This is a genomic window from Bacteroides sp. CAG:189 (assembly GCF_000432295.1).
In the GTDB taxonomy this organism is placed as follows: Bacteria; Bacteroidota; Bacteroidia; order Bacteroidales; family Bacteroidaceae; genus Bacteroides; species Bacteroides salyersiae.
In genome coordinates this window covers 153,464-177,440 of the sequence record NZ_HF991125.1, presented here as the reverse complement: position 1 = coordinate 177,440, position 23,977 = coordinate 153,464, and the positions used below count along the sequence as shown (strand labels likewise).

Below are 23,977 nucleotides of genomic sequence, written 5' to 3'. Positions count from 1 at the left end.
TGGATCAATGAGTCAGCCCACACTCCCTTTATTGGTATATACGGGGAATTTATCTGTACGTATAAAAGCGTGTAGATATAACATATATATGCAATAAAGGTTGCGGGACTTTCTCTGTGCCAGAGTTCCAGAAATGAAATTGGTCGATTTCGTTTAGGCACAAATATTAGTTCGCAACAGAAGATGTACTACTGATAGTTAACGTCACCTGTGCTTGTATACGTTATGCATCTCCTTTTCCATTTGCAAATATAATGCATTAATATTATATTACAACCGATAATAATCTATTTATTTTCTTAATTCCTAAGAAAAATGGTTAACCTTGTTTTTAAGAAAACATCTTTTTCTATCATAGAGACAAGTTTATAGGTGAAATAGAACAGGAATATATGCTTATTTTCATGAAAGAAAGTGTCTTGATTTTACGATGAAAAGCTTATACGAATCCGTAGCGGCTATTCTATGGATTAGTGAATATTCAAAGTTTTTTTCGGTCGGTTCTATTTGATGCGGAAGTAAAGGACTGGTCCTAAAGAAAGAACTCCTTTAAATGTATTTTGCAATCTTTTAAAATCATTTTAGAAAGTATTACCGTCAATGCGAATAGCAAGTTTTACGTGATTTCTCTCTTTATTTGCAAACTCTGAATGGTTAATCCTGAAAGACAGTATCCTATGTTGAATTTTAAATTTAGTATTATGAGACATTATTTTACAAGTAGATTGTTTCTATTTTTGTTTGTTCTATTCGGCTGCGTGATGGCAACCAACGGGCAGAGTCTGAAAACCGTTAAAAATTGGAATTTCTTATCGTGGAGTGAAACAACTTTAGCTAATCTGGGGGCAGATGCCACCAGCTGGGAAGCAGAAATTGACGCTGATACGCAAGTTCTTAAGCGTTATAAGAATTTAGAGACGGTGGATGCCAAAAATGTCCTGAAAGCTAATGGGGTAGTGATTGCAGAGACCGATGGCATTCTCTTTCCTGCACTGACCAAAGGAAATTTGAGCCTTCGTATAAATATGGGTGATGATGGTATCCAGTTAGGAAGTAAGAATCTGGAAGTGACAATCAAAGAGCTGAAAGCTGGACAGCATGTTACCATTATTCTGAAAAGTGCGAATGCGACAAGTGGACGCGGCATCAGTGCCATAACGAACATGACAGGTACGGTGGGATCTGACACTTATAAGACCGGCAATGATGGTGAAAATACTTATGAGTTAGTAGTCGCTGCGGATGGTGATGTGAAGTTCAAATACAATGAAGGTGTTATCTTGAAAAGTATTACAGTATCCGAAGAAGCGGTTGCACGTAAAGTAGCTTATATTTATGATTCTTCTTATGCCGGTTATGTACTCGATGAAGACCCTGTACATGCTGCATTGATTGACGCCTATGAGGTAACGGATATCGATGTGAAATCTTTAGATGGTTCTACGGTAAATGAATTACTTGGTTATGATCTGGTATTTTCTTCTGAGGCTGTTGGCGGTAAACATGCGTATGGGTTGAAGTTGGAGACCGTTGTAAATAAAGTGCCTATGCTCAATCTGAAGTCATTCTATTATTCGTCGGACCGTTGGGCATGGGCTACGGGGCAGAATCCGGATAAAGGAACTAATACGATGATTATATTGGAAGCTTATCGTGATCATGCTATTTTCAATGGAGTGGCCATCGCAGAAGACGGTACATGTGTTATTTTTACCGAGAGCGATGCCAGCAACAATCAAGTGCAAGCTTATAAAGATCCGGGTGCAATCATTGCTGATGACATTGTTATGGCAAAAGATGGAACAGGTACTTATAATACCATTCATGAACATGGTACGACAAATAAGTATATGTTGATACCGTTTGCCAGTAATCTGATCAGGGGGATTGATGCCAATGCAATTAGACTGTTGCTGAATGCGGCCGATTATTTGATTGCCACGAAGGAAGTATATGTTGAGCCGTCGGATCCGGTAGCTGCTCCGGTTATTTCGGATGTTGTTAATGGAAACGCTAAAACAGTGACTATTACTACTGCAACAGAAGATGCCGCGATTTACTATACTTTGGACGGTACTGTTCCTACTATTGAAAGTATCCTATACACGCAACCATTTGATGTTTTGAAGCCGTGTTCGGTAACGGCTTTTGCTGTGAAAGAAGGAATGCTCGATTCAGAAGTAGTGTCGAAGGATATTGAGAACGAAAATTATATTGCACGAAACAAAACGTTGTTATGGGCCAATTTCAAGGATCAGCCGGAAGAATGGGGAGTAACCGGGGATATAATCGGTTCCGGAAAGACGGATGAAAAGACAATCGCAGGATTTATAATCGGAAGCAAGGGGCAGCGTGTTAATTTGCAGGCTACAGGTGTGTCCGAAAAGATCGGTGATACTTACGGTCCCGCTACAGAAGAAGATATGGGAGCGACAAGCTATGCAATGTCTTTCCTTACAGGCTCTGCCAGTGGCTATATAATTACTCCGTCTGTAGTAGCCGGACCTTTTGATGTTGCTATTTGGTGGTGTACGGCAAAGAGTGCATCTTACACTGAGAAATTGACTATATCTGTGAAAACTGCGGATGCAGAGGAGTGGACAGAACTTGAAACGATCTCTAATAAAAGTTATAAGAGTGTTCGTAAGCAAATTGTATCTTATGATGGAACAGAGCCTGTACAAGTTAAGATAACTTGTGCTTCCGGAAACGGCTCTAACAACAATGCAATGATATTCGATGTTAAGTTGTTGGGCGAAGGGGCAGATCCGGTAGCTACTCCGGTTATTTCGGCAGAAGCAAATGGAAATGCCAAGACAGTAACCATCACTACGGATACGAAAGATGCTACTATCTATTATACGATTAATGGAACAGATCCTACGATTACCAGCACGCAATATACAGAACCTTTTGACATCTTGAAGCCTTGTACAGTAAAAGCATTTGCCGTGAAGAAAGATATGGCAGATTCGGATATAGCTTCGGAAGATATTGAGAATGAAAATTATATCGCACGGAATAAAACCCTGTTGTGGGCCAACTTCAAGAACCAACCGGAAGAGTGGGGAATAACCGGGGATATAATCGCTTCCGGAAAGACGGATGAGAAAACGGTTGCAGGATTTATAATCGGAAGTGAAGGCCAGCGTGTAAACCTCCAGACTACCGGTGTTTCTGAAGAAATAGGCGGAAATTATGGCCCGGAGACAGAAGCTGATGCCGGTGCGTCGGGTTATGCTATGTCATTCTTGACAGGAACGGCCAGCGCTTATATGATTACTCCTTCTGCCGTAGCCGGACCGTTTGATATTGCTATCTGGTGGTGTGGTGCAAAATCAGCTTCCAATACGGAGAAGTTGACCGTATCGGTGAAAACGGTGGATGCTGAAGAATGGACAGAACTGGGAACACTTTCTAATGATGCTTATAAGAATATCCGTAAACAAGTGATTTCTTATGAAGGAACAGAACCGGTATTGGTTAAGTTTGCTTCTGCTTCGGAAAACGGAAAGAACAATAATGCGATGATATTCGATATTAAATTATTAGGTGAAGGTGAAGATCCGGTACTGCCGGTGGCTACTCCGGTCATTACGACAGAAGATACTGCCGATGGGAAAATGGTCACGATTGCTTGTGAAACAGAAGATGCGGCTGTCTACTACACTTTGGATGGCACTGAACCTACAGTAGAAAGTAGTCTTTATGCAGAACCGTTTGAGACGAAATCATCTTGCACAGTGAAAGCTATCGCAGTGAAAGAGGGTTTCCCCGATTCGGAAATTGCCGAACTGGATATTACTATCGCTACTTCCATTATTTCTGAAACAGTTTCTAAAGTTATCTTATCCCGCTCTTATTTCACTGTTGGCGGAGTGAAGCTTGAAGCTCCGGTAAAAGGATTGAATATCGTAAGAACGGTGTTTGAAGACGGAGTGATCGAGATGTCCAAGGTAATAGTGGAATAGTTCACAATTTCTCTTATTCAGTAGGTATATATAAAAATCCCTGCCGGATGACCCGGCAGGGATTTTCTGTTATTAATCAAATGCTAAGTTATACGCTTAGTCTTTCAGTTTTGCGAGGATGAAATCGCGGTTCAAACGAGCGATGTTGCTGATAGAAATGTTCTTCGGACATTCAGCTTCACATGCACGGGTATTTGTACAGTTACCGAATCCGAGTTCGTCCATCTTAGACAACATGGCTTTTGCGCGGCGGGCAGCTTCTACCTTTCCTTGCGGAAGCAGGTTCAACTGGCTGACCTTTGCCGAAACGAACAACATAGCCGAACCGTTCTTACATGCAGCTACACAAGCACCGCAACCGATACATGCAGCAGCATCCATAGCTTCGTCAGCAATGTCTTTGGAAATCAAGATAGCGTTAGCGTCTTGTGGAGCGCCGGTATTTACGCTTACATAACCACCTGCCTGCATGATTTTGTCATAAGCAGAACGGTCTACCATAAGGTCGCGGATTACCGGGAAGCCGGCGGAACGCCAAGGTTCTACAGTGATTGTATCGCCATCTTTGAAACGGCGCATATACATCTGGCAGGTAGTGGCGCCTGTTGCAGGACCATGCGGATGTCCGTTGATGTACAAAGAGCACATACCACAGATACCTTCGCGGCAGTCATGGTCGAATACGATCGGTTCACCGCCATCGTTAATAATTTGTTCATTCAGGATATCCAGCATTTCGAGGAACGAAGTATCGCCCGGGATATCTTTCATTTGATATGTTTCAAAAGCACCTTTTGCTTTCGGGCTTTTCTGACGCCATACCTTCAGTGTGAAACTTATATTTTTATCCATTTTTGTTTTCCTTTAATTGATTAGCCGATTAAGATTTGTAGTTACGAGTCTGAACTTTCACGAACTGATAGTTCAAATCTTCTTTGATCAATTCCGGTTCTGAATCTTCACCGGTATATTTCCAGCAAGATACGTAAGAGAAGTTCTTATCGTCACGCAAAGCTTCGCCTTCCGGAGTCTGGTACTCAGTACGGAAGTGACCGCCGCAAGATTCTTCACGGTTCAGAGCATCGCGGGCCATCAACATACCTACTTCGATAAAGTCGATCAGACGGAGAGCCTTTTCAAGTTCTACGTTCAGTTCGTTTACTTCACCCGGGATGCGTACGTTGGTCCAGAAGTCTTTTTTCACTTCTTGGATACCGCTCAAAGCTTTCTGCAAAGATTCTTTGGTACGAGCCATACCTACAAAATCCCACATGATGTGACCCAATTTCTTGTGGATGGAGTCAACAGAGTGTTTACCGTTAACGGCTTTGATTTTCTGAATCTTATCCTTGACAGCTTTTTCGGCTGCTACGAATTCCGGAAGGTCGGTAGAGAAACGCGGAACCTGGATTTGATCGGCCAGATAGTTTTGGATAGTGTATGGCAATACGAAATATCCGTCGGCCAGACCCTGCATCAACGCGGATGCACCCAAACGGTTGGCACCGTGATCGGAGAAGTTGGCTTCGCCGATAGCGAACAGACCCGGAATAGAAGTCATCAATTCATAATCTACCCAAATACCACCCATTGTGTAGTGGATAGCGGGGAATATCATCATCGGAGTTTTATATGGATTCTCGTCGGTGATTTCTTCGTACATATCGAAGAGGTTACCATAACGGGCACGAACCACATCCTCACCCAGACGATCGATGGCATATTTGAAATCAAGGAAAACGGCCAAGCCGGTATTGTTTACACCGAAACCTGCATCGCAACGTTCTTTGGCAGCACGTGATGCCACGTCGCGAGGTACGAGGTTACCGAATGCCGGATAACGACGTTCCAGATAGAAGTCACGATCTTCGTCGGGTATATCATTCGGTTTTTTAGTTCCTGCCTGCAATGCTTTGGCATCTTCGATCTTTTTCGGAACCCAGATACGACCGTCGTTACGGAGAGATTCAGACATCAGCGTCAGCTTAGACTGTTTGTCGCCGTGAACAGGGATACAGGTCGGGTGGATCTGTGCAAAACAAGGATTAGCAAAATAAGCACCCTTTTTGTAGCACTGGATGGCAACAGAACCGTTGGAGCCCATTGCATTGGTTGAAAGGAAGAAAGCATTTCCGTAACCGCCTGTACCGATAACTACGGCATGAGCAGCGAAACGTTCAATTTCCCCGGTTACGAGGTTGCGGGCAATGATACCACGGGCGCGTCCTTCGATTATAACAAGGTCGAGCATTTCATAACGGGTGAACAATTTTACAGTACCTTTCTGTACCTGACGGCTCAATGCTGAATAAGCGCCCAGCAACAACTGCTGTCCGGTCTGGCCACGGGCATAGAATGTACGTGATACCTGCGCACCACCGAAAGAACGGTTGTCGAGCGTACCACCGTAGTCACGGGCAAAAGGAACACCCTGAGCTACACATTGGTCGATGATGGCATTGGATACTTCTGCCAGACGGTAAACGTTGGCTTCGCGTGCACGATAGTCACCACCTTTGATTGTATCGTAGAAAAGACGGTATACAGAGTCGCCGTCATTTTGATAATTCTTAGCTGCGTTGATACCACCTTGTGCTGCGATGGAGTGAGCACGGCGTGGAGAATCCTGGATACAGAAGTTGAATACTCTGAATCCCATTTCACCCAGAGAAGCGGCTGCAGATGCGCCGGCAAGTCCGGTTCCTACAACGATAATGTCGAGACGACGTTTGTTGGCAGGATTAACAAGTTTTTGGTGAGCTTTATAGTTACTCCATTTTTCGGCTAACTGGCCTTCAGGAATTTTAGAATCTATTTGAGTCATAATGCTATTTACGATTTAATCATTTACAATTTTAAAATTTAGCAAGAAGCGCCGCATAACGATTGAACGTAGAATACGACTACTACCAGGGCAAAGCAGATGACAACGATTGTTGAATAGATGTTAGAGATGCATTTCCAACGATTGATCCAAATCTTGTTGTTCCAGCCCAGTGACTGCATAGAGCTCCAGAAGCCGTGAGTCAGGTGGAACCAGAGAGCGGCCAGCCAGATAAGATAAAGCACTACGTATACCGGATTAGAGAAAGTGTTGGTGATGTGATAAACACCGTCGGCAGCATAAGTAGTATCTACTACTGCACCCATGTTGTGCATCAATTCGGGGAGCTGCATTTTAGCCCAGAAATTGAACAGGTGAAGACCTAAGCCCAGAACCACGATGATACCTAAAACAAGCATGTTTTGTGAAGCCCATTCCACAGTTTTGGGTTTATCTACTACGGCATAGCGTTCGCTGCCGCGTGCTGCACGATTCTGAATCGTCAGCCAGAAGGCATAGATAATGTGAATCACGAAGAGGGCAGCCAGTCCTAAGGTAGCCACCAACGCGTACCAGTTTGCTCCCAAGAACTCACAAACCAAGTTGTAACCCTCAGCCGAGATGATCGCAACAAGGTTCATCGCCATGTGAAACGTTAGAAACAGGACAAGGGCGATACCTGTAATGCTCATCACCACTTTCCTTCCTACAGATGAATTACTTAACCACATAAATGATTGATTTTAAATTATTTAATTGTTAGAACTATAATTTCTTTTTTACATGCCTATTTCTCTTCGTGCAAAAGTACAGGAAATACATTGATTAACCAAAGAATTAAAGAAATAATTCTTTAATGAAAAGGGGGTATTATTTCTTACTAATATTCTCCCCTTTGGCTGCACGTGATCTCAGAGCACGGGGAGAATCTCCGAAAGAGGCTTTACAGAAATGGGCAAAATGTGACAAGGAGTCGAATCCGTAACGCGTGCTGATGTCGGTAATTCGCTCTTTGGTATGTTGCAGATCGTCAAGAATTCCCTCACGCTTTTTGTCGAGTATCCATTCGTACACCGGTACTCCATACATGTTTCTGAACAGGCGCCGGAAGGTAGTAACGGTATATCCGCCCAAATGGGCGAATTCTTCTACATTCTTTACCTTATTATAATTCTGCATGATGAAGTACTGGAAACTTTCAGTATACGTACTGATGGGATAAAAAAAGTTACTTAGTTGGGGGCGCGGATAGTAGCAGGTAAGAAGGAATACGAGTTCCTGACTTTTAATATCGATAAAAGGTCCGCATGAAATGCCTTCTGTTAAGTATTCTCCCAAGTCCGTTATGAACCGGCTGAGCCGGTAATTCATCACCAAGGGAGTATAGGTCAGCGGGGCTTCGGAAGTATTTAAGATTTCGCGGTAATAACTTTCACAAATTTGTGGCAATTCATTGAACCAGTATACGATGTATTCCACTTCTGTCAGTGCCAGTAATTCGATTTTGGAGCCGATGGCCTGAAGGATAAACTGCCCGTCACGTAAGCTGGTTCCGGGGTATTCCTGGCTATTCACGAGGAGTTCTCCCTTTATCATAAACAGTATGCAGTTTTGTGTGCACTTGTCGGCAGGGAAGTGTTGTCCCCTGGGAAAGTTCCTATAGACAAATGTACCTTGAGCAGCTTTGGGGCATTGTGCACAGTCGGTAAATCTTTTACAATAACTGTTTTTTATCATGAATTAAAGTGAGAAGCTATGGTTGTCAGGCAACAAAGATATGATATTTTTTATGAAAACTCAATATTTTTGCTATATCTTTGTCTTGTCTAATAAATGAAAATGGTGATGAGGAAATTAATGATTGCGTGTGTTGCAGTGTTCTGTACTATGGGAATTCAGGCACAAAACTGGGATATAAATACGTTGCATAAAATTAATAGTATGGACGGGAAATTTGTGCGGAATTATAGTAAAGCATTTTCTCGCTCGGCTCCTTATATTTCGGTGGGAGTGCCTGTCGCTATGGCAATTTATGCCGGTATAGGGAAGGACAAGGAGTTGTTAAAAGATGCCGTATATATTGGTACGAGTGTGGCCGAAGCTGTGGTGCTGACTTATGGCATAAAACACATGATCGGTCGTGAGCGGCCGTATGACCGATATCCCGGGCGGGTATATCCGTATAGTACGGAAAGCAGTCCTTCGTTTCCGTCCGGCCATACGGCGGCAGCTTTTTCGTTGGCTACTTCACTGAGTATTAAATACCCCAAATGGTATGTGATTGCTCCTTCGGCTGTTTGGGCCTGTTCGGTAGGTTTTTCCCGAATGAATGAGGGGGTGCATTATCCTTCGGACGTGATAGCAGGAGCGGCTATCGGCGCAGGTTGTGCAGTCGTTAATATTTATGTCAATCGTTGGTTGAACAGTTGGCTGTTCGGAGAAAAAAAGCAGGTCGCTTTTACCTATTAAAAGCCTGTTTTTAATTTTCACTTATAAATAAAAACGGGGATGTAAATGTGTCAAAACTCCCCTTTTATCGAAATCACCCTCGCTACAACTGCTTGAGCTGCACTCCTAAAGTTTTATGTCCAACTTTTGGGGTGCAGTTCATTTTTAGTTTATGAGAATTTCGACACACCCTCATTTTCTTGGAGGGGGATATACACCCTTCATTTATTTCAGCATTTGTTCGTACTCCTTTGAACTTAATATTTCCAGTGCCCGTTCTACACTTTTATTTGTTTTATTCATTACTTGGAAATATTCGTTCATATCCCATAGATCGCGGGCAATGAGTGCTTTCAGTTGGGTCTTGATAAGAGGCAGAGCCTTGTTGTATTGCTCTTCGTTGAATTCGATTTTCTCTTGATCTGCCATTTCACGCATCGTTTTCAGCAATTCATCATCTACTTCGAATTTCTCATTGAAAGTTTCAAACTTTTTGTATTTATTCAATAATTCTTTCCGATGCTTTTCGATGTATTTCATGGTCAGTTTGATAATTACCCCTTTGGCCACGAGATTGCGGTGATAATCCGTATACAGAGTGGTATCGATCGGCACAAAATAATCGGGCATGATACCTCCGCCGCCGTAAACGGTACGTCCTAATTTTTTGGTCTGGCATTTTAGTGAATCCGGAAAGTGGATACTGTCTGCATTCATCAACTCACCACGGTTGAAACGGTCTATCAAATCCTGATTATATTTCTTTTGATTATTCTCACTGTCACTGTTCCTGCCTGATAATTTGGTATCCGCTGTGCTATCGTAAGGTTTTTGAATGCAACGGCCTGCGGGAGTATAATACCGTGCTATGGTCAATCGGATCATTGAGCCATCGGGCAGGTCGATAGGACGTTGAACCAGTCCTTTTCCGAAAGAGCGTCGTCCTACAACTACACCTCTGTCCCAGTCTTGGATGGCTCCGGTCACAATTTCACTGGCTGAGGCGGAATATTCGTCTACCAGTACGACCAAGCGTCCTTTACGGAAATTTCCTGTACCTTTTGCGAAAAATTCACTGCGCTGTGCCGTTCTTCCTTCTGTGTATACAATCAGCTCTTTTTCCCCGAGGAATTCATTGGCAAGGTCGATAGCTGCGTTCAGATATCCTCCTCCATTACCTTGAAGATCGAGGATAAGGTCTTTCATACCTTTGCTCTGCAACTCTTTCATTGCTTTTAGAAATTCTTCAGCGGTGGTAGCTCCAAAACGGTTGATACGGATATAGCCTGTTTTCGGTTCGATCATATATGCGGCATCCAGACTAAGGATGGGGATTTTGTCGCGTTTCACTGTGAAAAGCAACGGATCATTTACTTCCCGTCGGAGGATGGTCAGGTTTACTTTAGAACCTTTCGGGCCACGAAGACGGCTCATGATATCTTCCGTACTCATTTTCACTCCGGCAATAGCCGTATCGTTGACTGCTATGATACGGTCTCCGGCGAGAATACCTACTTTCTCGGAAGGTCCGTTACTGACAGGTTGTACGACCAATAGGGTATCTTCAATCATCTGAAACTGAACGCCGATACCTTCAAAATTACCCTGTAAGGGTTCATTCATCTTTTTTACCTCTTCCGCATTCGAATAAGTGGAGTGTGGATCGAGTTGTGCCAGCATTTTGATGATGGCTTCTTCTACCAGTTTATTTTCGTCTACTTTGTCCACATATAAGTTGGCGATAGCGAATTCGGCCATTTGCAGTTTGCGCATGGCAGGAGAACCGAAGTTCTGTGCCTGTGATGTGATAGCCCACAGGCAGGCTAAGAATATATATATTTTTTTCATCATCTTGATTTACTAATCACTAATCATTTATTACTCGTTATTAAATTTCCATCCCTTCCGGAATAAACATACTGATATCTTTATTGTAGCCAAGAAGTTCGCGTACGATGGTAGAACTGACGCAAGTGAGTTCCGGCTCGGTGAATAGTAATATGGTTTCGATTCCGGCCAGTTTGCGATTGATGTCTGCAATGGTCTCTTCATATTCGAAATCTTTTACCGTACGTATGCCGCGAACGATAAATTGCGCACCTACTTGCTGGGCGAAGTCGATGGTCAGACAATCATAAGACATTACTTTTATTCGTGGTTCGTTTTGGTAGAATTTCCGGATCATTTCCACACGCTTCTCTATCGGGAAATAAGTGTTTTTGTTTTCGTTGATACCTATTCCGATGATTACCTCATCCATAAAAGTCAGGGTACGGGTTACTACCGAATAATGTCCGATAGTAAACGGGTCGAACGTGCCCGGGAAAATAGCTCTTCTCATTTTTTTGTTTTATGCTATGTCTTCTTCTATAACCAGATTGTCTATAATAAAGTTTTGCCGTTCCATGGTGTTTTTACCCATATAGAATTCGAGTAATTCTTTTACAAGATCGGTTTTACGCAATGACACTTGCTCCAGACGCATGTCTTTCCCTATAAAGTGTTTGAATTCGTCCGGGGAGATTTCTCCTAAACCTTTGAATCGGGTAATTTCCGGATTGGGGCTTAACTCCCTGATTGCTTTCTGGCGTTCTTCGTCACTGTAACAATAAAGGGTCTTTTTCTTGTTGCGTACACGGAACAGAGGTGTTTGCAGGATATAGACGTGCCCTTTTTTAATCAGGTCGGGAAAGAACTGAAGAAAGAAAGTAATAAGCAGCAAACGGATATGCATACCGTCTACATCGGCATCCGTAGCTACGATTACTTTGTTGTAGCGCAATCCTTCAATGCCGTCTTCAATGTTTAATGCAGCTTGAAGCAGGTTGAATTCTTCATTCTCGTATACCACTTTTTTGGTCAGCCCGAATGAATTTAGCGGTTTACCGCGCAGGCTGAATACTGCTTGTGTGTTGACATCGCGGCTTTTGGTAATAGAACCACTGGCAGAGTCTCCCTCGGTGATGAATATACATGAATCTTCTTCGAGTCCTTTACCTTTGGGGTCATTCAGATGAATGCGGCAATCACGGAGTTTTCGATTGTGCAAATTGGCTTTTTTAGCGCGTTCACGTGCTAATTTGGTTACACCGGCAATGGCTTTGCGCTCTTTCTCGGAGTCTTGTATCTTTTGCAGCATGATTTCTGCTACATCACCGTGTTTGTGCAAAAAGTTGTCTACTTCCTGTTTGACAAAATCGCCGACAAATTTGTTTACAGTTATGCCACCGGGTGACATATTGGTAGAACCTAATTTGATTTTTGTCTGGCTTTCGAACATCGGCTCCTCAACGTTGACGGCAATGGCAGCTACCAGCCCGTTACGAATATCGGTATAATCTTGATTTTTATTATAGAATTCTTTGATCGTACGGGCAATGTGTTCTTTGAAAGCACTTTGGTGAGTACCTCCCTGTGTCGTATGCTGTCCATTGACAAATGAATAATATTCTTCGCCATACTGTCCGGTATGTGTAAAGGCGATCTCGATGTCTTCCCCTTTCAGATGTATAATAGGGTAAAGCCCGGTAGCAGTCATGTTGTCATTCAGCAGATCGACTAATCCGTTTCGGGATAAAATTCGTTGCCCGTTATAGATTATTGCAAGGCCGGTATTGAGATAAGTGTAGTTACGCAGCATCGTCTCGATAAACTCAGGACGGAAGCTGTAGTTCAGGAACAGGGTAGCATCCGGTTCGAAGAAAATATATGTTCCGCTTTCTTCTTCCGTATCCAGTGTTTCGTCTGTAAGCAGATTACCTTTAGAAAAGGTGGCAATGCGGACTTTACCGTCGCGATAGCTACGTACTTCGAAACGGGAGCTCAATGCATTGACGGCTTTTACACCTACACCATTCAGGCCGACACTCTTTTTAAATGCTTTACTGTCATATTTACCACCGGTATTCAAGACGCTGACGGCTTCTACCAGCTTTCCCTGTGGGATGCCTCGTCCGTAATCTCGTACACTGACACGCAGATTTTCTTCGACAATGATTTCTATTTTCTTACCGGCTTGCATCTTGAACTCGTCGATACTATTATCTAACACTTCTTTCAAAAGGACATAAATTCCGTCTTCGGAATGTGCACCGTCGCCAAGCTTTCCAATATACATGCCGGGACGTGTACGGACGTGTTCCATGTCGCTCAGATGGCGGATGTTGTCATCTGTGTATTCTACAGGACTGTTGTCTAAAGGTATCAGTTCGCTCTCTTCCATAAACAATAATTTTTTAATGTGCCAATATGCCAATGTGCCGATTGGCTACGCATGCAGCTACGCTATGCTAAAGCACCGTTCGGAAACTGGCACGTTGGCATATTGGCACATTGTTCCATTATTCTATCTTTTTTGTAAACGCACGACGACGTTTATGTTGCTCGGTTTTGAAGTATTCCCATTGAGCCTGGACTTTTCCGTTTTCTTCCAGCTCCGGGTTGCTTTCTGCAAATATAAAACCTAATTTTTGATAAACCGGAATTAAATCGGAAAATAACAAAGCGTTAACACCTTTATTCTGGTATTCCGGTTTCACGGCTACAAGCAGCAGATCGAGCATTTTTGCCCGTCGTTTCATGAACAGGGCTTTCAGAAGATAATACCAGCCAAAAGGTAACAGACGCCCATGTGACTTTTGCAGAGCTTCTGATAATGAAGGCATTGAGATACCTACTGCAATCAGTTTGTCATTGGCATCCGTGATAAGGGTTACCATGCGCAGGTCGACGATTGGCAGATACATTTTAACGTACTGGTCTATTTGGCGTTGTGACAGTGGGGAATAACCGTACAACGGACTGTAGGCTTCATTCATTAACTCAAAAATGGCCTGTCCATAGTCTGCGGCAATCTTTTTGGCGGAGGTATATTTCTTTATTTTGAGATTATATTTCCGTTGGATGAGATCGGAGATACGTTTATGCTTTTCCGGTATAGCGTCCGGTATGTAGATTTTATATTCTACCCAGTCAGCATCTTTTTCGTATCCCAACTTCTCCATGTGTTGGGGATAATAAGGATAGTTGTAGATTGTCGCCATGGTGCTGAGCTGGTCAAATCCTTCTATCAGCATACCTTCTGCATCGAAGTCGGTAAATCCCAATGGGCCTTGGATGTCTGTCATGCCTTTGGCTTTGCCCCATTCTTCTACGGTTTTCAGCAATGCAGAAGATACTTCTATGTCATCGATGAAATCTATCCAGCCGAAACGTACATCTTTTTTATTCCATTTCTCATTGGCTTTATGGTTGATAATGGCTGCTACACGGCCTACCAGTTCATCATTTTTATAAGCCAGAAAGTATTCGGCCTCACAAAATTCAAACGCAGCGTTTTTCTTTTTGTTGAACGTATTAAGCATATCGTCATAAAGATCGGGAACAGAATAAGGGTTACCCTTATACATCTTGAAATTGAAACGAATAAACTTTTTTAGTTCTTTTCTTCCAGATACTTTTTTGATTGTAATAGCCATAATTTGTATTTATTTGAGTTTGCAAAGATACGTGATAATCTTTAAATTACAACGGGGAAGTGGCAAAAACTACTGTAATCGCCATTCCCCGTTTTGTGTAAATACAAAGTGGTATCTTTTATGATTTGAAAGGTATGTATAATGTTGTATTTATGATAATGAAAGTATCAGTAGCTGTGCCGTAAGCACGCGCAGAAACATGGCCAACGGATATACGGTAGCATAGCCTACGGCGGGAGCGTCGCAAGAAGTCAGGTCATTCGAGTAGGCAAGAGCGGGTGGATTGGTATTGGCTCCGGACAATACTCCGATGAGTGTATAGTAATTCAATTTACAGCCATAACGTCCGATAAGCCCCGTTATTAATAATGGGATAACAGTGATGATGGCCCCATAACCGATCCAAACATAACCTCCTTCGTTCACAACAGTTTCTATGAATCCCTTACCGGCTCCTAATCCTACACAGGCAAGAAAGAGTGAAATGCCTATTTCTCTAACCATCAGATTGGCACTCATGGTGGTATAAGTAATCATTTTGTATTGTGGACCGAAACGGCTGATAAGGATCGATACGATGAGCGGGCCTCCCGCAAGTCCCAGCTTGACCGGTTGAGGAATGCCCGGAAACATAAATGGAATACTTCCTAAGATACATCCCAAAGCGATACCTATAAATATCGGAATAAGATTGGGATGGTTCAGTCGTTTCATTGAGTTTCCCAAGACCTTCTCGGCATGTCCTACAGCCAGTTCGCTACCGACTACTGTTACACGGTCGCCCATCTGCAATTGCAGGCTCGGAGCGGCTACAAGGTCTACTCCCGAACGATTGATGCGGGTGATATTTGCGCCGAAATTATTTCGTATTTTCAGTTGCGACAGCGTTTTTCCATTCAGTTCGGGTTTGGTAATCAGGATACGTCTTGAAATCAGATTCTTACTAACCTGTTCCCATTCTACCTCCACTTGTTTACCGAAGAAGACCGTGATAGCCTCAATATCTATCGGATTGGAGATAATTAAAATCTCATCATCCAAATGCAGGATAGTACCCGAGTTAACTAATTCCGTCTCTTTGTTTCCTTCATGATAACGTATACGCGAAATAACAAAATTCCGGTTTACCAACGGGCGTATATCTTTAATTGCCTTTCCGTTTATCGCCTCATTTTTTATAACTAAGGTGACGGGACGTACAGTCAGTTCTTGTAAGTGTCCTAATCCTTTTTCCGCATCGGCCTCTTCTTTGGTCGTATTGATATTTAAAATATACTTTAAGGCAAGTAATGAAAGGATAGCACCCACCACTCCGAGTGGATAGGCTACGGCGTATCCCATTGCTATCTCAGGCGCATCGATACCGTTCAGGTCACTGTTGGCCTGCTGGGCAGCACCCAATCCCGGGGTATTGGTGACGGCACCGGAAAGAATTCCGACCATTGTTGTGATGGGAACGCCTGTGGCGAAGTGTAGGATGACGGTAATAACAACACTCAGAAAGATAGTTGTCATGGCGAGCATGTTCAGTGTAAATCCTCCCTTTTTAAAAGCGGAAAAGAAACCAGGCCCTACCTGTAAACCGATGGAGTAGACAAATAATATCAATCCGAATTCCTTTAGGAAGTGTAGCAGATGTTCGTCTAAGCTCAGGTTGAAATGCCCGAATACGATACCGACGAAAAGTATCCATGTGACACCCAATGAAATTCCGGCTATCTTTATTTTAGCCAGTATGATACCGAAGGCTATAACCAACGATAAAATAAGTACGGAGTGTGCCACTCCACCACCCCAAAGATTGGGGTATCCTTCGAAAAGGTTTCTGAGAAGTTCCATAATATAATAAATTTGTCTTTAATGTATCAACCACAGAACCTCGATTAATTGTATCACAACATAGACATACCCATATTTACAGGTATCTCTTTCGCAGGTTCTTTCATTGGATTCATCTTCTTTCACACTGCTTTCCTAATCCCACGAGTAAAAACAGCCTTTGATGAATGGCAGGTCTTCTGACTGACTCCTTATCTTGAAGCCTTCCCGGTTCTATAAAAAGAACCAGTGGCAAAGGTCTGTTTTCAAGATATTAGCAGAGTTTCACAGCAGCGGGACTGTCCGGGATTTTCACCCGATTCCCTTTTAATCCGAATAGTCGAAATGTCTATCCGCAACCAATTCGGGGCAAAGATAGTCGATTTTATAATTCAATGGGGAAGAAACGAAGAAAAAAGATACGGCTGAATATTTTTTCCTTTTCAAGTTGAATTCTTGATTTAATTTCTAACTTTGTCAGCAATATCGGTTTCTGAAGTAGCTTCAATGCGAACCGGAATTAAAAGGGAATCCTGTGAAAATCAGGGACTATCCCCGTAGCTGTAAGTTTTATCTCTTGCATTTGAAAGAGAAATGTTACAACAATCTTTGCCACTGGTTATTTTTATAGAATCGGGAAGGCGTTGTAATAAAAACAAGTCAGAAGACCTGCCGGTTTCATTACCTCATTCAAGGCTTTCGGGTGAAAGGCGATGGAGTGGATTCTACCGATTTCATTTTATTACTGACCTCCGTGAATTGTCGTATTTGAATAGCTTTATGATGAATTTATTTGTTAAATCTTAATTTATAAGTATGATTAGTTCGGAGATATTCATTATCAAAAGAGATGGGAAAAGAGAAGTGTTTTCTCTTGATAAGATTAAAAATGCGATTGCCAAAGCTTTTTTGTCAGTAGGGAGTTTTGCTACACAGGATGTCATTACCAATGTATTGAGCCGTGTCAGTGTCAGTGATGGAACCAGTGTGGAAGAAATCCAGAATCAGGTGGAAGTAGCTCTGATGGCAGAGCATTATTACAGTGTTGCAAAAGCATATATGCTGTATCGTCAGAAGCATTTGGAAGACCGTGAAGTCAGAGACAAGCTTAGATTCTTGCTTGATTATTGTGACGCTTCCAATCCTGCTACCGGCAGTAAATATGATGCAAATGCAAATGTGGAGAACAAGAACATCGCTACTTTGATAGGTGAATTGCCAAAATCGAATTTTATTCGTCTGAACCGCCGGTTATTGACGGATCGTTTGAAAGATTTGTATGGTAAAGAAGTCTCCGACCGCTATCTTGAACTTTTGAATCATCATTTTATTTATAAGAATGATGAGACTAATCTCGCCAATTATTGTGCAAGTATCACCATGTATCCCTGGTTGATAAACGGCACTGTGGGTGTGGGAGGCAATTCGACGGCTCCGACTAATCTGAAATCTTTCTGTGGAGGATTTGTCAACATGGTATTCATTGTATCCAGTATGTTGAGCGGTGCATGTGCTACTCCGGAGTTTTTAATGTACATGAATTATTTTGTAGGCTTGGAGTATGGACAGGATTATTATAAACACGCTGACAAGGTTGTTGATTTGTCTGCTAAGCAAAGAACGATCGATAAGATTATAACGGATTGTTTTGAACAGATAGTGTATTCTATTAATCAGCCTACGGGTGCACGGAATTTTCAGGCGGTATTTTGGAATGTAGCCTATTATGACAAGTACTATTTCAATAGTCTTTTCGAGCATTTTGTTTTTCCCGATGGAAGTAAACCCGATTGGGATTCTTTGAGTTGGTTGCAAAAGCGCTTTATGAGGTGGTTTAATAAGGAACGCACACGGACCGTTTTGACGTTTCCTGTCGAAACAATGGCATTGCTGACCAAAGATGGTGACGTATTAGATAAAGAATATGGAGATTTCACTGCCGAAATGTATGCCGGAGGGCACTCTTTCTTTACCTATATGAGTGATAATGCCGATTCCCTAAGTAGCTGTTGCCGTTTGCGTAATGAAATACAAGATAATGGTTTCAGTTATACGTTAGGTGCCGGCGGGGTTTCTACCGGTTCGAAGAGTGTATTGACTATTAATCTGAATCGTTGTATCCAGCATGCAGTGAAGTCGGGTATGCTTTATCCTTTCTTTCTGGAAGAGGTCGTCGATTTGGTTCACAAAGTACAACTGGCTTACAATGAGAATCTGAAACAGTTGCAGGCAAAAGGTATGTTACCTTTGTTTGATGCCGGTTATATCAATATGAGTCGTCAATATTTGACTATCGGTGTCAACGGTTTGGTTGAAGCAGCTCAGTTTATGGGAATCGAAATCAATGATAATCCCAAATATGAAGCATTTGTGCAGGAGATCTTGGGTATGATAGAAAAATATAATAAAAAGTATCGTACAAAGGAAGTTTTGTTTAACTGTGAAATGATCCCTGCCGAAAATGTAGGCGTGAAGCATGCCAAGTGGGATAAGGAGGCCGGTTTCCAAACTTTTCGTGAATGCTATAACAGTTATTTCTATATCGTGGAAGATGAGTCATTGAATATTGTCGACAGGTTTCGTCTTCACGGGCATCGCTATATCGAGCATCTTACCGGTGGCTCTGCTTTACATATGAATTTGGAGGAGCATCTTAGTAAAGAACAATATCGGCAATTGTTACGGGTAGCTGCTATAGAAGGTTGTAATTACTTTACATTCAATATTCCGAATACTATTTGCAATAAGTGTAAGCATATCGATAAGAGATATCTGCACGAATGTCCTGAATGTCATAGCGAGGACGTAGATTATCTGACTCGTGTTATCGGTTACATGAAACGTGTCAGCAATTTTTCACAAGCCCGGCAGAAGGAGGCTGCTCAAAGATATTATGCTCCGGTACGCTGATTATGATATTGTTTTTCAAGAGATACCGGGTGAGGTTACTTTGGCTATCAATCTTTCTAATTGTCCGAACAGGTGTAAGGGGTGTCATAGTCCTTATTTGATGGATGATATCGGTGAATTCCTGACTGAAGAAAGTCTTTCATGGCTTTTGCAGAAATATGGTAAAGCTGTGACTTGTGTCTGTTTTATGGGTGGAGATGCTTATCCGTTAGAAGTAGAGCGATTGGCACAGTTTCTCTGTTGCCGTCAGTCCATAGCTCCGGTGAAAGTGGGTTGGTATTCCGGAAAGTCGGAGTTACCTGCCGACTTTAATATGAGTTATTTCGAATATATAAAGTTGGGACCTTACGTGGAAGCGTTGGGTGGATTGAAATCTGCAAAAACAAATCAGCGTTTGTATCGTATTGCCAATGGGAAAATGGAGGATATTACTTATCGGTTTTTGTCAAATCAATTGTTTGTTTGAAGGGATTTCCATGATCACTTTTTATATTCTATGATAGGAATACCTGGATATTTTCATGTATGGAAGGGGCTATCCGACTTTGGATAGCCCCTTATGCAAGTTATAAATTTTGAACCTGCTTAATTTATTAGAGACGTTTTAGTTCCTTTTTATGGATAATATTTGAATTCTATCTATTTCTAACAGATCATTTCTTAAGAATTTTTATTGTACGAACCTCTTTACCGTCTTTTATCACTTTCACTAAGTAAATGCCATTAGTACCAAGGGTAATACGCATATTTTGACCGGCATAAAGAATTTCTGCTTTTTGAGCAGCAAGCATACCGGATATTGTGTATACAGAAACTTGGTAGTTACCGTCTTCTGCAAATTCTACAAAGAGAATGTCTTCTACAGTATACGTGCGCAGTTCGCCTGTTGCATCCATACTTTCAACGCCTGTAGCATCGTAGATGGAGAACACAGGATAATCCCTGGAATCTGAACCAAGATCGTTGGCAAGCGTTAAAGTTACAGTACGGTCACTGGCTTTTTCATAAGATAATTTAGCATTACCGGCGATGTCATTACCGGTAGCTTCGCTGATTACAGCACGTTTGGCAGTCCATGTTGGTAATGTTTCAATCTTATAAGCAGATCCGGCGATATACGGAGTACCGGGAAGGAAAATAGGTAGCTGAGGAGTTTGAGTACCGGAACCTTCTTTATCTCCTGCTGCGATCTTATAGTTGCAGGCTTTTGTTTCCGGTTTGCTGCCTTTGGCCGTGAAATAATGATCGTTATCTGCATCTGTATCAAAATCCCAGTAAGCAAGCACATTTTCCGGGAGATTATTGGCATCAAGACCTGCTTTTGAAAGTTTTACCTCTTCCGGAGTCATTGCGCCCTTCCAAACTTGCAATTCGTCTACTACGCCATTGTTGAAAGTCGGATTACTGCCACGACCTCCACCGAAACACATCCAGTAGTCTACCGGAAGTGCAAAGTGTATAGAACACCAATCTTCTGTTGTTCCCGTTTCTGCTCCATTGTTATATGTCCATGTAGACTTTTGGAGGACACCGTTTATATACAGTTTGACGCGGAATTTGCCGACATTGTTGTATTCAAAGATTAATGCCAGATGGGTCCATGCGCCAAATATGATGGTACTTTCAGGGAAAGTAGTCCTGTATTCCGGAGCACCGTTATTGTTGGATGCACGGAATGAGAATGAGTTTATTGTACCATCAGGGTCAATATTAGACCAGAACCATCCCCAGTTATTTACAGGCCAACTACCGGTACGGTCTTCAATACTGCAGAGTACTGAACTACCGGGTACAGAAGTAAAGTTTATCCATGTGGAAATAGAGAATGATTCAAAAGCATCAATGCCTAAAGGTTTCATTTTGCAACCTACGGAGGCTTCATTGATTGAGATACCGCGTGATGCGGCACCGTTTGCTTTTCTGCCTGTATAGCCAAGCGTAATTTCTTCTCCGATTTCAATTTTGACAGGCGATGCCTCTTCTTGTACATCTTCTCCATTGAGTGTTAGACTTTGGATTTCAGGCAGAGCACCTGATCCCCAACTTGTAATCTGTACATAAGAATTAATGCGGCGGAGAGTATCGGATTCGGTAATTTCGAGATCATAAGCACCAAGCTCCTTGATACCCTCGGGTACAGAGAATTTGATGGTATTGCTTGCCTCTTTTACTACCTCGCCTTCACCATTGTAGAGTTTCCAAGTAGCCGGATTGTGACGGGGATCTACATAAGAGATTTCGAAATTCTCTTCCGGCTTAATTGTCGTTTTATCAATTTGGATATCATTAATAGTACTATAATCACCAAAATCATCCGTATATTCACTCCAAGCAATCTCAGAATCAGAGTTTGTATCCACTGATACGGCGGCAACGCCCAAACGTATCCGTTGTGCCTTATTCGCATCAATAGGAATAGAATAGTACATACCTGCCCAAGAAGTGGTGATGCCCATAAATACAGGCTCTCCGCCTTCTTGCTGTGCGTAAAGCTTAAACATAGAGGTGTTTACATCAAGGTTGTAAACAGGGGTACCGGCTTCCTTATTGTTAGGCATGTTGAAAATCACTTTGGCATCAACACCTTTAAGGTGGCTACCGACAGCTTTTGCTACGGTGATTTCGGGGGCGGAAGGAGTAGGGGTCGTACTACGAGTAATGGAGAATTCTCCAAGGTAAAATTCAAGATTTTCAGCATTCTTGAAATGCAGGCCGATCATTGCAGCCTCCTGACCGTCGAGCGAGGCTAAAAGACCACTGATTTTGAATGTTTTTTGTACCCAAATTTCATCGTCGGCTACTTCTTTCATCGTCAATACTTTTAGGTTGTTTTCGCGTAGAATCGTTGATTCCTTGCCTTTTGCAGACAAAACAAGATTAATATCAGCCTGTCCTCTCATGAGTTTGTAACGAACAGTGATTACGTCGCCTTTATTCAATAGGAAATCGGTTTTGAACAGATGCAAATATTCATTGTCTGTTGAACCGAAAATGCGGAGACAAGAACCGCCTACATAAGCATCATCCCACGTGAATTGAGCATCCAACCCATCAGCCGGTACATCGGATTCCTCTTTACCCATAAATGAAGAAGCGAACCAGTAACGCCATGTAGGAAGATAATCTTGTACACCTATATTATACCATTCGTTATCATTTTGGCGTTCGCCTTTCCAATTGAAGAAACGACCGTTACCTAAATTGAAGAATGTTATAAACGGTTCTTCAGAAAGATCCCAGCTTAAAGAGCTGCGTGCAGAGATATAGGCTGACATACCAAACCACTTTTCATTTGGGAAGTGACTTTTTGCATCATAGATATCGATCTTCTTTACGGGATTACGGTTGCCGTTGGTAAAGAACATTTCAAGGATATTCTGATAGGTTGACTGCTTGGATATATCTGCACTGCCTTCTTTTGAACGGCCTGCCCAAAGCATGTTGTAGTCGTGGGCACCCCACAATCCGATAGACATAGGATATTGGGCAAGAGTAGTCCATGTCGAAGGGTTTCCTCCCTGCATATTAAATCCTGCATAAAGATCAAGCGAACTGCGTCCGGGAGCAACGTTTTGAATGTTAGAGATAGAACTCAATACCTGTGACCTCCACCAATTGTAATTAAGGAAAAGAGAAGTACGTATATGATCTCCGTTTCCGAATGTTTCTTTATTATGACTGCTGATACCACCGTCCCAAGTGATGCCACCGGTGTCATTGGTTCCGTCATACCAAAAGTTTTCTGCCAGATGATTGCCCTGCTCAACAAGGTATTTGTGAATAAGTTCATGTTGAGTATGAAGAGCAGGTAGATCATCGCTCATACCGGAAAACTCGGAGTTGTAACCAAGACCGTCTACTCCATGATAATGAAGAAATTTAGCAAATTTCTCATTGTCAAGGATTACTTGCTTATGTAAAGCTTGCCCCCAAGCTCCGTCGCTTGTACTGATACCTGAATTAGGGATGGAAGCAACGCCGGATACTCCTACACCGTTTTTGTGGGCAACATCGGCAAATCCACCGGGAACCCAACCGTGAGGCGAAGTCCAGTCGCCATAATGAGTCACATAAGACCATGTACTGAATACTTCAGAGTCGAACTCACCGTCGGGGCGTGCATTTACATTGCCTCCCGTAACCTGGCCTATCGGGACCCAGAACACGAGTTTCCTGTCATTGGCTTCCGTTAAAGATTCATTAATCTGAGTTGCAGAATTACGGAAGCGTTTTTTAGGTTTCACACGAGAGATGTAGAAGTTTTCGTCTTCAAACAAGGGAGTACCGGGAGTCCATTTAGTCACATAATCGGCTATGCCCTTACTGTCAGGCCATACCATGTAATTTTCTCTCAATTCTTGCGCTTTGGCAGAAAAAGAAAGTACTACAATTCCGGAAAGCAAAAGGAATTTTTTTTTCATGGAATTCTTTTTTAAGTTAAAAATATTATATAATTCACGATCTGTTTTTGCTTTATATTTTAAAGCAGGAAGCTTAAGATTGGAGAGGCTCAAGCTTCCTATTAGGGC

General features: G+C 42.4%; 14 protein-coding genes and 2 riboswitches. Of the genes, 4 read left to right on the top strand and 10 right to left on the bottom strand.

Annotation, left to right across the window (positions count from 1 at the left end):
* Nucleotides 1–701 precede the first annotated feature (701 nt).
* Complete coding sequence (locus QVP90_RS19055) at nucleotides 702–3,971, top strand: chitobiase/beta-hexosaminidase C-terminal domain-containing protein (RefSeq protein WP_264380736.1); 3,270 nt, start codon at nucleotides 702–704, stop codon at nucleotides 3,969–3,971.
* Between the two features lie 96 nt (nucleotides 3,972–4,067).
* On the opposite strand, the gene QVP90_RS19050 is transcribed toward QVP90_RS19055, so the two are convergent.
* From QVP90_RS19050 to QVP90_RS19035, 4 genes are all read right to left on the bottom strand, one after another.
* A complete protein-coding gene (locus QVP90_RS19050; RefSeq protein ID WP_002558385.1) occupies nucleotides 4,068–4,823 on the bottom strand; it encodes a succinate dehydrogenase/fumarate reductase iron-sulfur subunit in 756 nt (251 codons plus the stop codon).
* Between the two features lie 28 nt (nucleotides 4,824–4,851).
* The gene (locus QVP90_RS19045) at nucleotides 4,852–6,795 is read right to left on the bottom strand and encodes a fumarate reductase/succinate dehydrogenase flavoprotein subunit (RefSeq protein ID WP_005928252.1); all 1,944 of its coding nucleotides are present in this window, start codon (nucleotides 6,793–6,795) and stop codon (nucleotides 4,852–4,854) included.
* A 38-nt stretch (nucleotides 6,796–6,833) separates the two neighbouring features.
* Nucleotides 6,834–7,526 carry a b558 family succinate dehydrogenase (Or fumarate reductase) cytochrome B subunit gene (locus QVP90_RS19040; protein ID WP_021937311.1) on the bottom strand — a complete coding sequence of 231 codons (693 nt, stop codon included), beginning with the start codon at nucleotides 7,524–7,526 and terminating at the stop codon, nucleotides 6,834–6,836.
* A 139-nt stretch (nucleotides 7,527–7,665) separates the two neighbouring features.
* Nucleotides 7,666–8,532: a helix-turn-helix transcriptional regulator gene (locus QVP90_RS19035; protein ID WP_005928258.1), complete on the bottom strand. Its 867-nt coding sequence runs from the start codon at nucleotides 8,530–8,532 to the stop codon at nucleotides 7,666–7,668.
* Nucleotides 8,533–8,640: 108 nt separating this feature from the next.
* Between QVP90_RS19035 and QVP90_RS19030 the strand changes: the two genes are divergently transcribed.
* On the top strand, nucleotides 8,641–9,264 hold the full coding sequence (locus tag QVP90_RS19030) for a phosphatase PAP2 family protein (protein WP_021937310.1): 624 nt from the start codon (nucleotides 8,641–8,643) through the stop codon (nucleotides 9,262–9,264).
* A gap of 204 nt (nucleotides 9,265–9,468) precedes the next feature.
* On the opposite strand, the gene QVP90_RS19025 is transcribed toward QVP90_RS19030, so the two are convergent.
* The 5 genes from QVP90_RS19025 to QVP90_RS19005 form a co-directional block, all read right to left on the bottom strand.
* Nucleotides 9,469–11,091, bottom strand: a complete 1,623-nt coding sequence (locus QVP90_RS19025; protein ID WP_007479640.1) for a S41 family peptidase — start codon at nucleotides 11,089–11,091, stop codon at nucleotides 9,469–9,471.
* A gap of 40 nt (nucleotides 11,092–11,131) precedes the next feature.
* Nucleotides 11,132–11,584 carry a pantetheine-phosphate adenylyltransferase gene (coaD, locus tag QVP90_RS19020; RefSeq protein WP_005928267.1) on the bottom strand — a complete coding sequence of 151 codons (453 nt, stop codon included), beginning with the start codon at nucleotides 11,582–11,584 and terminating at the stop codon, nucleotides 11,132–11,134.
* A 9-nt stretch (nucleotides 11,585–11,593) separates the two neighbouring features.
* Nucleotides 11,594–13,465: a DNA topoisomerase IV subunit B gene (locus QVP90_RS19015; RefSeq protein ID WP_021937309.1), complete on the bottom strand. Its 1,872-nt coding sequence runs from the start codon at nucleotides 13,463–13,465 to the stop codon at nucleotides 11,594–11,596.
* A gap of 118 nt (nucleotides 13,466–13,583) precedes the next feature.
* Complete coding sequence (locus QVP90_RS19010) at nucleotides 13,584–14,720, bottom strand: hypothetical protein (protein ID WP_021937308.1); 1,137 nt, start codon at nucleotides 14,718–14,720, stop codon at nucleotides 13,584–13,586.
* A gap of 150 nt (nucleotides 14,721–14,870) precedes the next feature.
* On the bottom strand, nucleotides 14,871–16,559 hold the full coding sequence (locus QVP90_RS19005) for a putative transporter (RefSeq protein WP_007479644.1): 1,689 nt from the start codon (nucleotides 16,557–16,559) through the stop codon (nucleotides 14,871–14,873).
* Nucleotides 16,560–16,711: 152 nt separating this feature from the next.
* Nucleotides 16,712–16,917: riboswitch (cobalamin riboswitch) on the bottom strand.
* A 91-nt stretch (nucleotides 16,918–17,008) separates the two neighbouring features.
* Nucleotides 17,009–17,229: riboswitch (cobalamin riboswitch) on the top strand.
* 125 nt (nucleotides 17,230–17,354) lie between these two features.
* Between QVP90_RS19005 and nrdD the strand changes: the two genes are divergently transcribed.
* Nucleotides 17,355–19,448 carry an anaerobic ribonucleoside-triphosphate reductase gene (nrdD, locus tag QVP90_RS19000; protein WP_021937307.1) on the top strand — a complete coding sequence of 698 codons (2,094 nt, stop codon included), beginning with the start codon at nucleotides 17,355–17,357 and terminating at the stop codon, nucleotides 19,446–19,448.
* On the top strand, nucleotides 19,432–19,914 hold the full coding sequence (nrdG, locus tag QVP90_RS18995; RefSeq protein ID WP_021937306.1) for an anaerobic ribonucleoside-triphosphate reductase activating protein: 483 nt from the start codon (nucleotides 19,432–19,434) through the stop codon (nucleotides 19,912–19,914). The genes nrdD and nrdG overlap by 17 nt, the downstream gene beginning before the upstream one ends.
* A gap of 187 nt (nucleotides 19,915–20,101) precedes the next feature.
* Here the strand turns inward: nrdG and QVP90_RS18990 are convergent, their stop codons facing one another.
* Nucleotides 20,102–23,869: an endo-beta-N-acetylglucosaminidase gene (locus QVP90_RS18990; protein ID WP_021937305.1), complete on the bottom strand. Its 3,768-nt coding sequence runs from the start codon at nucleotides 23,867–23,869 to the stop codon at nucleotides 20,102–20,104.
* Nucleotides 23,870–23,977: the final 108 nt, after the last annotated feature.